Here is a 12,371-nt window from a genome sequence, read left to right on the forward strand (position 1 = left end):
CCACATAACCACCATGACGATCTCGCAGTAATATGGATAAATACACACGTTAAAGTTACCAGATATCTTTTCCGGCTCCTCGATCGGGAAATCCAAAGACTGAATATAGATTGGGAGATTTTTTACGGTGATGTGGGGATTCGCACCAAACTGACTTATGCCCGAATTCCCGATATCGCCATTGTCGAAGGTGCAGTATGGAGATCGCTCGGCAATCGATCGTCTGCTGTACTGGAAACCCCGATGATATTAGTAATTGAGGTGGTTAGTCCTGGTGAAGAAAGTCGAGAGCGCGACTATCTCAAGAAAAAAATAGAATATCAGGACATGCAAATTCCTGAATATTGGATTATCGATCCACAACTAGCTCAGATTTCCATCTTGACGTTGATTAGTAATGTCGATACTCAAGATGGCGATCGCTATGACGAGAAAGTTTACAGAGGTGAAGATCTCATTCTGTCCCGCACCTTCCCCCAGTTAAAACTTTCTGTCGCCCAGATTTTAGGGTGCGATCGGAATTTTGTGTATCGAGCCTCTGAAACAGCGTAAATACGTACTTCAGGACTCAATTTACACAAAAATCTGAACACTCTCGATTTTACAAGCAGGCTCAGTATGACAGCCTATCAACAGTTATGCTAAGTTAGCTCTAGTAATGCGATCGCAACATAACCACCATGACGATCTCAACTGACATACTAGACCCCCTAAATACAATTGAATATCCCGAAGAGGACGATCTACCAATGGCAGAAGGCGATGCCCAGCGCGAGTATCTCAGCTATGCCACTATAGTATTGCGGATTTTCTTTCAAGCTCGTCAAGATGTCTACGTATCAGGTAATTTATTAATCTACTACGAAAAAGGCAATAAGGATGCGTGTGTTGCCCCAGACACGTTTGTAGTATTTGGCGTAGATAATCGCGATCGCGGTAGCTACAAAGTCTGGGAAGAAAACAACACCATCCCCGCATTTGTTCTGGAAATCACTTCAGCTGCAACTGCTGCAAGAGATAGGCGTGATAAACCCAAGCTATACCAAAAATTAGGCGTAAAGGAATACTTTCAGTACGATCCAACTGGTAAATACCTAAAAAATGACTTTTTGCAGGGCAAAAGTCTCAAACAAGGAAAATATTGGGATATCACTCCCTCTACTTTGCCAGATGGCTCTTTATGCCTATTTAGCCAAACCCTCAATTTAGAATTACGGTTATATCCAGACAAAGGCTTACGTTTCTACGACCCAATTTCTGGCGAACTGTTGCGATCGCACAAAGAAGCAGAACAAGCCAGACTGTTAGCAGAGCAAACCGCACAACTAGAGCGACAAGACAAGCTAGCAGAACGGCAACGAGTTGATAGGCTGGAAGCTTACCTGCGATCGCTTGGCATCGATCCCGATAAAATAGTATAGATTGATACATTTAGCCGATCGCGCCTCAAGGAGTAACAGCCGATGATTGAGATCGCTTCCCATCTCTTGCTTTAGAGCGATCGATCGCCGCTAAAAGGTGTTGAGCATTGGGGGGGACTTCAGCAGATAAGCAGTTTCCATTAAGCTGGACAAATCGGACTCAGCAAGAAGAACAACATTTTCCTTACCCTTACGGTTAATCACAACTATATTCCGCAGGCAGGTCGGTCACCTTTTCCAATAATTCAAAAAACTGTTTTCTTGCCTCGGTGGGAGTAGCAGTCTGAAATGCTAGCATAAACATGTACCTGAACCACGTACATAATATTATATTGCAATCCAAAATGATTTGTGCAAGCTAGCGGTCAGACATATCTAAGCCCATCTACTGGACAAATTTTGCAAACGGATGCAGAATAATTGGTAGATGTTTTGGGTATTGCATTGCTAAAGCAAATCGCTAGGAAGTTAGGGAGGACAAACCTAGAGGCAAAGCTAGGTAAGCATTTGCTGTTGACAGATGGATTTACCCTGATTGAGATTTTAGTCGTTATTGCAATTATTGGGATTTTGAGCGCGATCGCAGCTCCGGGGTGGTTGGGATTTATCAATAGACAAAAGTTAAGTGCCGTTCAAAATCGTACGTTTACGGCTTTTCGCACCGCTCAAAGTAATGCCAAGCGCGATAAACTCGTATGGCAAACCAGCCTCCGCAATGCCTTTGATGGTACGCTCCAATTAGCTATTCATAGACCTCTATCCAATACTCCCTCTGCTTCTGATATCAATGGATTACCCTGGATTGTCTTAGAAAATAGCGTTTCCATTAGAACATCCAATACTTGTCCCGCATCGCCTGTCCCTAAAAGCTGCACGACTATGCTGACTAAAACGGTAGCAGGTGCAGGGACGATCTACACGGTTCAGTTTGATAAAGATGGATTTCCCGAACGCGGTCTTAACGATCAACGCCGCGTGACTTTCGCCCTCAATGGCACTGAAAACGAACCAAATAGCCCCCGCGTGTGCGTTGTGGTATCGACTCTATTGGGTGCCATGCGAACTGGAGAGGGACAGGGCTGCGATCGCACTTAATTATAGCTATAGCCAACAGGCTGAGGACGGGGTGCAGGGGTTCCACCCCTGCGTGGGGGCGCAGCCCCCACACCCCCTGTCCTAACAGATCTGTCTATGGCTATAATTTCTCAAAGTCGTTACATAATAGTTGTTATAGCGCTTGTCAGATCGGAAAGAGTAGGGGGTTTGGGGGCGTTGCCCCCAAGAAGGGGGTTCTACCCCTTCACCCCAAAAATAAAACCTGTTCTCAAGTGAAAACCGCTATAAGGCACATATTTGCTTCGCGCTAGCTAGCGTCTGACCTATGATTGCTATAACTGCTAAAAAAATTACTTTTGCCGAATATTTAACCTACGATGATGGTACAGACAACCGTTATGAATTCGTGGACGGGGAACTCGTACTGATGCCCCCGCCCACTGGAAAACATGAGGACATCGTTCATTTTGTATTTTTAGCTTTTTATCAGGAGATCTTGCGGCTGGGGTTAGATTTAGTTCCCAAAGTCGGAAATACAGGTGTTCGCACTACTTCTAAGCGATCGAGATTTCCTGACGTTGTGGTCATAACTAAAGAGCAAAACCAGTCAATTCGTGATGTATCTTCCGTACTGGAGTCAGCTCCATTATTAGTTGTAGAGGTAGTTAGCTCGGGTAATCCCGAAAATGACTATCGCTATAAACGCTCGGAATATGCCGCTCTTGGCATTCAAGAATATTGGATTGTGGATGTTTTTCAACACAAAGTTTCTATCCTGTCTCTGGTGGATGGCTTCTATGAGGTTGCTGAATTTTTTGGCAGCGATCGCATTGTCTCGCAAGTCTTTCCAGAACTTACTCTAACTGCGATGCAGGTTCTAGAAGCAGGAATCCAGGCTAATGGCTATTAACATCCCCTTCACCATCAGCCACCGAAAAGCTGACGGCTGACGGTGGAGTGCTTGTTTAACCTTATGATTCGATCGCAGCAGTTTACAGCATAAATGCATGGGTGTAGTTAACCGAAATAACCTGTGGGCGACAATTGTCGCGGAAGAGTTGTATCGCTCTGGAGTACGTACGATCTGCGCCTCACCTGGTTCGCGCTCTGCCCCGTTAATTACTGCCTTTGCGGCGCACCCTCACCTTGAAGTGCTCGTGCATATTGACGAGCGTTCCGGCAGTTTTTTCGCCCTCGGTCACGCCAAACAAAATGCGGTGCCTGTAGCGTTACTATGTACCTCCGGCACTGCGGCGGCAAATTATTACCCCGCTGCGATCGAAGCATTTTATAGTGGAATTCCCTTAGTGATTCTCACCGCCGATCGCCCACCTGCCTTGAGAAGTTGTGGTGCGGGTCAAACCATCGACCAGATCGAGCTTTATGGCAACTACACCCGCTTCTTTTTTGAGGTTGGCGTACCGGGGGTGTCGGAGTTTCAACTGCGACATTTGCGATCGCTCGTCAGCCATGCCGTCGCGGTAGCAATTGGTGCGACCAAATTACCTGCGGGGCCAGTCCATCTAAATTTTGCCTTTGCCGATCCGCTCGCCCCCATACCCTTACCAAATGACGTGCCCGCAGATCTAGCAATATCCAGTCCTTTAGCCTGGTATGGCAGGGATGCACGTACAGATTCAGGCGCGTACAATCGCGTAATTTCTGGTAAGACCGTGCTGGGGACAGAGGAGATCGCCGCCATTGCCGCTCGAATCACGAATAATCCCAAGGGTGTAATTGTAGTGGGAGTTTACGATGCTCCGTCAGGTTTTAACGATGCCGTAAAAAGATTGGCTGAAGTGACTGGCTATCCCCTACTGGTAGAGGCGACTGGATGCGATCGCCGTGGAGCGATCGGCAGGTATGACAGTTTTCTGCGATCGCGAAAATTTGCCAGTCAATACGCTCCTGAATTGATAATTCGCTTCGGTGCGATGCCAACTTCTAAAGCCTATTTGCTGTGGTTGGAACAGCATATTCAATGCCATCAAATCATAGTGGGTAATGGCGACAATACCGATCCTACACATGGCTTAGTGCAGTTCGTTCATGCCGATACTACGATTTTTTGCGAACAGGTTTCCGACTACCTGAACTTGCATGCATTGCCAGGTTGGCAAGATAAGCAGTGGCGATCTGTCTTTGAGCAGGCGGAAGCGATCGCTGCCGATGCGATCGATCTTTTTTTGGCATCTGTGGATGTTTTATTTGAGGGCAAGGTATACGCCGAGTTGGCAAAATGGCTGCCCGATGATGTTTGTATTTACATTGGCAGCAGTATGCCTATTCGCGATCTCGATACTTTTTTACAGCCCCAACAACGCTTGTCCGTTCTGGCAAATCGCGGGGCGAACGGCATAGATGGTACGGTTTCCAGTGCTTTGGGTGCAGCATGGCGACACGCACAACCTGCGATCTTAATCTGCGGCGATCTAGCGTTTTATCACGACCTCAATGGTTTGATGGCGACAAAGCAATTCCAGATTAACTTGACGATTATTCTGATCGATAACAATGGCGGCGGCATTTTTGAACTGTTACCGATCTCTAATTTCGAGCCGCCGTTCGAGCAATACTTTGCAACACCGCATGGTCTGGATTTTGCCCCTATCGTCACTGCCTATGGCTGCGGATATACGCTAGTTGAGGATTGGCAGCATTTTAAGCAGTTGGTATTGAGATCTCTAACTCAAACTGGTACCCAAGTAATTGAAATTAAAAGCGATCGCAAGCGAGATAAACAACTGCGCCAGGAACTCTGGCAAAGTGCGATCGCTCAGATCGACAAACATTTGATTTGATTATCGTATGCATAGATAAAATCTAATGCATTGAGATTCTTGCATATCGTAAATTTGCACATCCCGATCGCTTCTCTTTGTATTTCGCAAATATATCTATCTTAAGTAGTAGATTCGATCGGGAAAATAGTTACTAAAAATAAGTCTTTAGATAGATTTAGAGCGATAAAATGCCAGATCGCAACTTATTTACAAGTAGTAATACTTGATGAATTTAATTATTTATAGTTCCTGAAATAGTCTATAAATTTACAGCAATACACTGCCATTCAGCCTCTATAGCAACTAGATAGGGCAATTCACAATCGTTTTTTATGCTTTTTATTAAGCCAAGATCGAGGGACAGGAAAAACTTAACTAATTTTATCAACTATTACAAATACACGGTGAGATCGTTAACTGGCAAGCATTTGCGCGGCCAGCATTTCTTGTGCTTAGATCGCTATTTGCCCATATCTATACCAGGGTTGAGTTGACAAAACTATAAACAAATGATTAAAGTTCTTCACAGGCGCTTAATTGATTAGTGAATAAGTGACTGAGTCACTTTAGTGTTTATTACGCTCATTATGTTAATTAATTCTGAGTCTAACCTTACCAACTACCTTAACTAACAATTCAGGGAGGTTTGTATGTGGATTGCCCAGATCGAGTCCTTGTGGGAAAGAGTCCCGCCATCAACCTATGACATCAGATCTACAAAAAATTCTGCCATAGGTGTTATCCAAAAAAGATTTATTAGCTTTATTAGCTGAAATCGAGCTGAGATTGCCAATAAGTATCCGATGCCTTTGGTGATTCTATATAGTCCGGATAACTTGGAATCAGTTCGTTCTTGACTTTCGATCGCTCGGTTTCTCTGACTGCGCGGGCAGTCATAACAGTTCGTAACAAGCAATATTGCTACAGCGGTATTGCGATCGCTTTGGATATCCTTATTACTCTTGCCTAAGAGTTCTTCAAGAGGCATCCTTAGCTCCAACAGGAAGGCGCAATCGCCTTCGCTAGCTCCATCACACAATTAATTATATTTGAGGTTATAGGGTATGTTGAATTTAAACAGGCAGCCCATTGCGCTAATTTCCGACCATGCCGATCCTGCTGCCAATATTGGTGCAGAAGAAGCAGGTGGACAAAACGTCTACGTGCGCCAAGTTGGCGAGAAACTGGCAGCTTTGGGCTGGCAAGTGGATATGTTTACACGCAAATCTAATCCCGAAGATGCGGATATCGTCGAACATGCACCCCACTGCCGCACGATTAGATTGAAAGCTGGCCCCTTAGAATTTATCCCTAGAGATAAGTTGTTCGATTACATGCCTGAGTTCGTGCAATCTTTTCGAGCTTGGCAAGCAAAGCAATCGATTAACTATCCTCTCGTTCATACTAACTACTGGTTATCGGCATGGATAGGCTTAGAACTGCGCAAGCACAGCCAGATACAACTAGTGCATACTTATCACTCGCTTGGAGCCGTAAAGTATCGCTCTGTGAACGATCTGCCCGCGATCGCAGATGTTCGCCTCAGCGTAGAAAAGCAGATTCTCGAACAGGCAGATTGTGTCGTGGCAACCAGCCCGCAGGAGCACGAAAACATGCGCGATCTGGTCTCGACATTGGGCAATATCGAGGTCATCCCTTGCGGTACCGATACCAGTAACTTCTATTTGATGCCAAAGTCTGAAGCTCGCGATCGCTTAGGTTTCGATCCACATGACAAGATCGTTCTCTATGTCGGTAGATTCGATCCTCGTAAGGGAATTGAAACTGCTGTAAGAGCGTTTGCCAAAATGCAACCCGAGCTTGATGCATTCAGATCTGAGAAGTTCAAGCTGGTTATCGTAGGCGGAAGTTCCCACGATCGCACCGATGGCATAGAGAGAGCTAGAATCGAGCAAATCGTGCGGGAAGAAGGCATATCAGAGCAGGTTGTATTTGCCGGTCAAATCGGTCACGATCTCCTACCTCTCTACTACTCTGCTGCCGATGCCTGTGTAATTCCCAGCCATTACGAGCCGTTTGGTTTAGTGGCGATCGAGGCGATGGCATGCGGTACTCCTGTGGTAGCTTCTAACGTCGGAGGGCTAAAGTTTACGGTGTTACCTGAAGAAACTGGCTTACTGGTGCCGCCGAAGGATGTAGCAGGGTTTGCTCGTGCAATCCAAAGGATTTTGGGTGATGAGGTATGGGCAAGAAAGCTGAGAAGACAAGCTTCTGCTAACGTCAGCCAGCGATTTAGTTGGAACGGTGTCGGCATTCAGCTTAGCAACCTGTATCGCCGCATGTTGGCGCAGTCGATCGCGCTAGAGCCTGTAAGTGCAAAGCTGTCCGGCCTCAGAGAAACCCCTGTCGTACCTTTAAAAGGCAAGACCGTGCGGACAAAGCTATCTGGTGCGGTTTAGCTGGCTAAGCTTTGGGGTATATTGTTTAGGAATGTACTACATGTCCTGAATCCTAAAAATCTAGATGAAGCCGACCGTCAGTCTGCTCAGTACGCATAGCTATGCAATTGATTCCCTCGCGATCGCTCTAGAAAAGTTACTGGAGCCTTGCGGGGGAATCGGTACTATGGTTAAACCCGGCGATCGCGTTTTGCTGAAGCCCAACCTGCTCACGGGCGCTCGCCCCACCAAAGAATGCGTGACTCGCCCCGAACTCATCTATTGCGTGGCAAAGATGGTGCAGGCAGCAGGCGGCAAGCCCTTTTTAGGCGACAGTCCGGCGTTTGGTAGTGCGATGGGGGTGGCACGGGCAAATGGCCTAGCAGAAATGGCAGCGGAGCTAAATTTGCCGATCGTAGAATTTCACGGACATCGCTATGAAACTGGCGGTGAATTGCAGCATCTCCGCCTCAGTAAGGAGGCAATGGGCGCTGACGTGGTAATTAATTTACCGAAGCTCAAATCCCACATGCAGCTTACTTTGACTATGGGGGTGAAAAACCTCTTCGGTTGCGTGCCTGGCAAGATGAAAGCCTGGTGGCACATGGAAGCAGGTAAAGACGTGCATAAGTTTGCCAATATGCTGATCGAAACCGCCCAGGCGATCGCGCCGCAACTCACGATTATCGACGGCATCATCGGTCACGAAGGCAACGGGCCTAGCGCTGGCGAACCGAGAGACCTGGGCGTATTGGGGGCAGCAACAGATGTTTTCGCCCTGGATCGGGCGATCGCCGCCATCCTGTGTGTCGATCCCGATCGAGTACCGACCATAGCCGCAGCCATCCGCATGGGTTTGTGTAGCGAACGCATTGAGGAGCTCGAGGTCGTAGGCGCAACGATCGAGCAATTGCGCGTTCCTGACTGGAAATTGCCAACGGAGATTATACCAATCGATTTTGGCTTACCTCGGATAATGCGATCGACCTTTAAGCATCTTTACATCAAATTTATTAAAGAGCCAATCAGTGCCTACGCCCGAACCTAGCTCCAAGCAACTTCCCACTTTATTAGTTGTAGAAGATGCCCCAGATAACCTGGCATTGATCGAGCAGATCTTTGACGGTTCAGATTACATCATTCAGTCGGCACACGATGGTATGGCTGCGATGGCGTGGTTAGAACAAAACATGCCAGACTTGATCCTGCTCGATCTGTCGTTACCAGCGATGGATGGTTGGGAAGTTGCCCGCCGCCTCAAAGCCGACGATCGCACGAAAGATATTCCCATTGTGGCAATTACTGCAAATGCGATGTTGGGCGATAAAGAAGCGGCGATCGCGGCAGGCTGCGACGACTATTTACCCAAACCCCTGGATATCGAGCAACTAGAAAATCGCGTCACGTATTGGCTGAGTAGATCGAGCGATCTAAACAAAGCTCGTTGACTCGTAGAAAATAGGCATTTGCCTTCACCCTTCCTGTATCCTCGTCAATCCATTGTTTCCGTAATAGTGCTCGATAAGCGGTGGCATTATCTGGTAGAGGGGCGAACTGGCTCATACTTGATTCAACCATTCCAACCACTGCAAGAGAATAGAGCTTGTCACTTCTCGTTCTATTGCATAATTGTTGCCTAACTCGTGATAAAGATAGGCTTGCTGGTCGGCGCGAGCAGGACAAATCAACCTGACTTCGCATTCTGGTTCTAACCTGCTCCATATCAGGCGAATGCTGCCTTGCTCATCTGTAGAAACCGATGCTTTGGGGAAGCGATCGCCCATTGCATCATAAGCCTCTACCACAAATCGCATTGCTAGCTTAAACGCAGCTTGACTTGGTTGTAGAATGCCATACTCATCTACCTCATCCTCTTCTAAGAGAGCGACGAGGCGTTTCAACGTCACTGTAATTGAACTACTGGATGGTTTTGTCGATTGAGCAATTGTCATATATAGCTATAGTCAACAGGCTTAGGACGGGGTGCAGGGGTTTCACCCCTGCGTGGGGGCGCAGCCCCCACACCCCCTGTCCTAACAGATCTGTCTATAGCTATAACATTAAGCCACATTGCAAATGGTATTTCACTTACTCATTTTCTAACTCTAAACATGCCAAAAGCGGATGTGTAGCCGTGCAAAAAGGTCGTACCGCCTACCGGCCCAATTTCTCCGCTACAGAAAAACCCGCCTACCGGGATGTTACCCATATATTTGCCGAATAGGGCGGAGTCAAAATTAGGCTTGCCATATAGCCGTTCTCCCCTCCCCAAGCAGGAAAACATCACAGCCGCACTGGGTGGGTTGGCACCAACCTGATTGTGGTAGCGGGTCAGTGCCTCTTCTAGATCTTCTTCGGAAGCTTTTGCATCCCGCAAATGCAACTGGATTCTCTGCCCGGGACGCATGCGATCGCCAACCGCAATCGCCCCAGTTTTAGGATCGACACCAATAATATTGCGAATGAGGAAGTCGCCTTGCTCGGGCATAAGTTTAAATTCATTCATCACCACGCCAATAAATAGCGAGTGCTGCGCCAGATCGCGATCGCTTGGGCTAAGCTCGCTAACCACATCTTGCAGTACTTCTAAGGGCGATTTATCGTCGAGTGCCAAAATAATATTGCGATCGCAGTCCGATACTTGTAAAGTCTGTCCGATAGGGCGGCATCCCTGCGCCACTACGGCATCAATTGTAATATCACCTTGTAAAGCTACCCCCACCAGACCTTGCCGATGCAACTTATAGTTGCCATTGCGATCGCTGCAAAACAGGGCATTGGCACCAAGACCGCCGCTGCTACCCAATCCCCCCACCTTGACGGCGCTAGGGTAGGCAAAATCAAGACCGCGCAAGAAATCAGTAATGGGGAAAGAGAAAGGATCGCCGAGGATCACAAAGCTAGGCTGTTCTCTCGGATCAGCACCGATTAGTGCTTGCCACGTATCCGGTGGGCTGTCTAGATCCGGTAATTCTTCCTCAACAATATGAAATGTCTCGATCTCCACATTTGGCAGGCTGGCGACCAGTAGTGACAGGGCTGGGAGCTGTTCCAGTTCCTGACCGTCGCCAACAATGCCGCCCCCCGAACAACCAACCAGATGCTTAATGTTAATTTTTTCTGCAACTAAAGGCAGCAAGCGGGGATATTCACTGGTAAAGGTATTAGAGACAAACAGAATACCCAAGTCCGGCGATCGCCCCTCTAAGCCACTCAGAACCTGCTGAGTAACCTCCTGTACGGCAGCTTCTAGAGATACTCTTGTAGATAGGCTACCAACCCATTTCATATACCCGTCCTTGCCAATTCTGCTAAAGTCAAACTGTGTTGTAAAGATTCGATAAGTCGCTGTGTAGCGAAGTCCTGTATCTTAAAAGAATATATAAGACCGACTCAAAAAACAAAAAATTAAGGGAGCAATTTTTATGCAAGATGCCGTAACATCTCTGATTGGCAACTACGATGCTATAGGCCGTTATTTTGACCGCAATGCGCTCGATCGCCTGCAATCCTATTTTGGCACTGGTGCTGCCCGTTTAAAAGCTGCATCGGTAATTACAGCTAATGCTTCTTCTATTGTGCGCCAAGCTGCCTCAAAGCTATTTGAGATCGTGCCAGATCTAATTGCTGCGGGGGGCAATGCTTATACAACTCGCCGCTATGCTGCTTGCTTGCGGGATATGGACTACTACCTACGCTATGCCAGCTATGCCTTAGTCGCTGGTAGTAATGACGTACTCGATGAAAGAGTTTTACAAGGATTGCGGGATACCTATAGTGCCTTAGGGGTGCCAATTGGTCCTACGGTGCGGAGCATTCAAATTATGAAAGATTTGGCGATGGAGTTAGCTGGTGAAAATGCGGATTGGTTGGCCGAACCATTTGACTACATGAGCCGCGAGCTAAGCGAAAAGAATGTTTAGGCCATAGCTATAGCTATAAGAATGCTGCTGTTTTTATAATTCTTTACAATGTATCTGGGGTAAGTGTTGCACTTGCCCCATGTTTGTACGTGCATTTTCAGGTTTAATATAGCCATAGATAGATCTGTTAGGACAGGGGGGTGTGGGGGCTGCGCCCCCACGCAGGGGAGGCAGGGCGGTCTTGGGGGTTCCCCGCTAGAGCCACTGCCGTGTAGAACCCCTGCACCCCGTCCTAAGCCTGTTGGCTATAGCTATAGATGCAATAAATGCAATAAATGCGCTAATTTCCGCTAATATTCAAAGCAAATTGCTGAGATTGCTGAGAGGCAGTAATTATGAGACAGACTAAACCTAAATTTCCTGGTATGTCTGTACTAACCCTTTTAGTTGGCTATGGTACGTTCGGGTGGCTCTTGGCCATCTATGGTGCCGATTGGCGCGTTTGGACAATTACTGGCGCGATCGCGTTTGGCATTGAGTGGTTTTTAGCATTGGTATGGGCTGTAGCAGCGATTTTGCTCATCTTTGCGGCTAAACCTCATGCCTTAGCCTTAGCGATCGGCATTAGCTTGATCTGGGCTTTACTAATGTATGTCGCCAGAATTGAAGTGCGAGCTTTTAGTAACAATAAAATCGAGAGTTTCTTTACCTTGGCACTAATTGCCGGTCTGGGTATGGCTCTGGGTTGGTTTACCGACAACACGTTTTTCCCCAGCATTGGCAAGGCGATCTTGAAAGTAGGGCAATAATTGTAGCGACTTCTGCATATTTCGATTTCTGGTTCTTTGT

Annotated in this window: 14 protein-coding genes; 10 read left to right on the forward strand and 4 right to left on the reverse strand. The window is 47.2% G+C overall.

Annotation, left to right across the window (positions count from 1 at the left end):
- Window positions 1–99: 99 nt before the first annotated feature.
- Both PSE6802_RS28435 and PSE6802_RS0109690 read left to right on the forward strand, forming a co-directional pair.
- Window positions 100–552 (forward strand): Uma2 family endonuclease, encoded by a 453-nt coding sequence (locus tag PSE6802_RS28435; protein ID WP_412973441.1) that lies wholly within the window; start codon window positions 100–102, stop codon window positions 550–552.
- A 128-nt stretch (window positions 553–680) separates the two neighbouring features.
- Window positions 681–1,421 (forward strand): Uma2 family endonuclease, encoded by a 741-nt coding sequence (locus PSE6802_RS0109690; protein ID WP_019499861.1) that lies wholly within the window; start codon window positions 681–683, stop codon window positions 1,419–1,421.
- Window positions 1,422–1,511: 90 nt separating this feature from the next.
- Here the strand turns inward: PSE6802_RS0109690 and PSE6802_RS35790 are convergent, their stop codons facing one another.
- Complete coding sequence (locus tag PSE6802_RS35790; RefSeq protein ID WP_225902662.1) at window positions 1,512–1,625, reverse strand: type II toxin-antitoxin system Phd/YefM family antitoxin; 114 nt, start codon at window positions 1,623–1,625, stop codon at window positions 1,512–1,514.
- Between the two features lie 303 nt (window positions 1,626–1,928).
- Here PSE6802_RS35790 and PSE6802_RS34735 point away from each other — a divergent pair, with 303 nt between their 5' ends.
- The 3 genes from PSE6802_RS34735 to menD all read left to right on the forward strand — a co-directional run bounded on the left by PSE6802_RS34735 (window position 1,929) and on the right by menD (window position 5,278).
- Window positions 1,929–2,516, forward strand: coding sequence for a type II secretion system protein (locus PSE6802_RS34735; RefSeq protein ID WP_162139219.1), 588 nt, complete (start codon window positions 1,929–1,931; stop codon window positions 2,514–2,516).
- A gap of 286 nt (window positions 2,517–2,802) precedes the next feature.
- The gene (locus PSE6802_RS0109705; RefSeq protein ID WP_019499863.1) at window positions 2,803–3,387 is read left to right on the forward strand and encodes a Uma2 family endonuclease; all 585 of its coding nucleotides are present in this window, start codon (window positions 2,803–2,805) and stop codon (window positions 3,385–3,387) included.
- Between the two features lie 97 nt (window positions 3,388–3,484).
- Window positions 3,485–5,278, forward strand: a complete 1,794-nt coding sequence (gene menD, locus PSE6802_RS0109710) for a 2-succinyl-5-enolpyruvyl-6-hydroxy-3-cyclohexene-1-carboxylic-acid synthase (protein WP_019499864.1) — start codon at window positions 3,485–3,487, stop codon at window positions 5,276–5,278.
- Between the two features lie 747 nt (window positions 5,279–6,025).
- On the opposite strand, the gene PSE6802_RS35305 is transcribed toward menD, so the two are convergent.
- Window positions 6,026–6,157, reverse strand: a complete 132-nt coding sequence (locus tag PSE6802_RS35305) for a hypothetical protein (protein WP_263970338.1) — start codon at window positions 6,155–6,157, stop codon at window positions 6,026–6,028.
- Window positions 6,158–6,324: 167 nt separating this feature from the next.
- Between PSE6802_RS35305 and PSE6802_RS0109720 the strand changes: the two genes are divergently transcribed.
- From PSE6802_RS0109720 to PSE6802_RS0109730, 3 genes are all read left to right on the forward strand, one after another.
- A complete protein-coding gene (locus tag PSE6802_RS0109720) occupies window positions 6,325–7,680 on the forward strand; it encodes a glycosyltransferase family 4 protein (protein WP_019499866.1) in 1,356 nt (451 codons plus the stop codon).
- A gap of 64 nt (window positions 7,681–7,744) precedes the next feature.
- Window positions 7,745–8,707, forward strand: coding sequence for an Npun_F2552 family protein (locus PSE6802_RS0109725; RefSeq protein ID WP_019499867.1), 963 nt, complete (start codon window positions 7,745–7,747; stop codon window positions 8,705–8,707).
- Window positions 8,688–9,107: a response regulator gene (locus PSE6802_RS0109730; protein WP_019499868.1), complete on the forward strand. Its 420-nt coding sequence runs from the start codon at window positions 8,688–8,690 to the stop codon at window positions 9,105–9,107. The genes PSE6802_RS0109725 and PSE6802_RS0109730 overlap by 20 nt, the downstream gene beginning before the upstream one ends.
- 111 nt (window positions 9,108–9,218) lie before the next feature.
- On the opposite strand, the gene PSE6802_RS0109735 is transcribed toward PSE6802_RS0109730, so the two are convergent.
- Together PSE6802_RS0109735 and PSE6802_RS0109740 are read right to left on the reverse strand one after the other, a co-directional pair.
- Window positions 9,219–9,611, reverse strand: coding sequence for a hypothetical protein (locus tag PSE6802_RS0109735; RefSeq protein ID WP_019499869.1), 393 nt, complete (start codon window positions 9,609–9,611; stop codon window positions 9,219–9,221).
- Between the two features lie 140 nt (window positions 9,612–9,751).
- Entirely contained in the window at window positions 9,752–10,948 is a 1,197-nt protein-coding gene (locus tag PSE6802_RS0109740) for an FIST signal transduction protein (RefSeq protein ID WP_019499870.1), read from the reverse strand.
- Window positions 10,949–11,084: 136 nt separating this feature from the next.
- Here PSE6802_RS0109740 and apcB point away from each other — a divergent pair, with 136 nt between their 5' ends.
- Both apcB and PSE6802_RS0109750 read left to right on the forward strand, forming a co-directional pair.
- The gene (gene apcB, locus PSE6802_RS0109745) at window positions 11,085–11,582 is read left to right on the forward strand and encodes an allophycocyanin subunit beta (protein WP_019499871.1); all 498 of its coding nucleotides are present in this window, start codon (window positions 11,085–11,087) and stop codon (window positions 11,580–11,582) included.
- A gap of 335 nt (window positions 11,583–11,917) precedes the next feature.
- A complete protein-coding gene (locus PSE6802_RS0109750) occupies window positions 11,918–12,331 on the forward strand; it encodes a hypothetical protein (protein WP_019499872.1) in 414 nt (137 codons plus the stop codon).
- Window positions 12,332–12,371 lie beyond the last annotated feature (40 nt).

Source organism: Pseudanabaena sp. PCC 6802 (genome assembly GCF_000332175.1).
Classification (GTDB): Bacteria; Cyanobacteriota; Cyanobacteriia; order Pseudanabaenales; family Pseudanabaenaceae; genus PCC-6802.

Excerpts from the sequence above, each read along its gene's own strand:
- PSE6802_RS35305 (WP_263970338.1), bottom strand. The coding sequence starts at position 6,157 with ATGACTGCCCGCGCAGTCAGAGAAACCGAGCGATCGAAAGTCAAGAAC.
- PSE6802_RS0109740 (WP_019499870.1), bottom strand. The coding sequence starts at position 10,948 with ATGAAATGGGTTGGTAGCCTATCTACAAGAGTATCTCTAGAAGCTGCC.
- PSE6802_RS0109705 (WP_019499863.1), top strand. The coding sequence starts at position 2,803 with ATGATTGCTATAACTGCTAAAAAAATTACTTTTGCCGAATATTTAACC.
- PSE6802_RS0109750 (WP_019499872.1), top strand. The coding sequence starts at position 11,918 with ATGAGACAGACTAAACCTAAATTTCCTGGTATGTCTGTACTAACCCTT.
- PSE6802_RS0109690 (WP_019499861.1), top strand. The coding sequence starts at position 681 with ATGACGATCTCAACTGACATACTAGACCCCCTAAATACAATTGAATAT.
- PSE6802_RS0109720 (WP_019499866.1), top strand. The coding sequence starts at position 6,325 with ATGTTGAATTTAAACAGGCAGCCCATTGCGCTAATTTCCGACCATGCC.
- menD (WP_019499864.1), top strand. The coding sequence starts at position 3,485 with ATGGGTGTAGTTAACCGAAATAACCTGTGGGCGACAATTGTCGCGGAA.
- apcB (WP_019499871.1), top strand. The coding sequence starts at position 11,085 with ATGCAAGATGCCGTAACATCTCTGATTGGCAACTACGATGCTATAGGC.
- PSE6802_RS0109735 (WP_019499869.1), bottom strand. The coding sequence starts at position 9,611 with ATGACAATTGCTCAATCGACAAAACCATCCAGTAGTTCAATTACAGTG.
- PSE6802_RS0109725 (WP_019499867.1), top strand. The coding sequence starts at position 7,745 with ATGAAGCCGACCGTCAGTCTGCTCAGTACGCATAGCTATGCAATTGAT.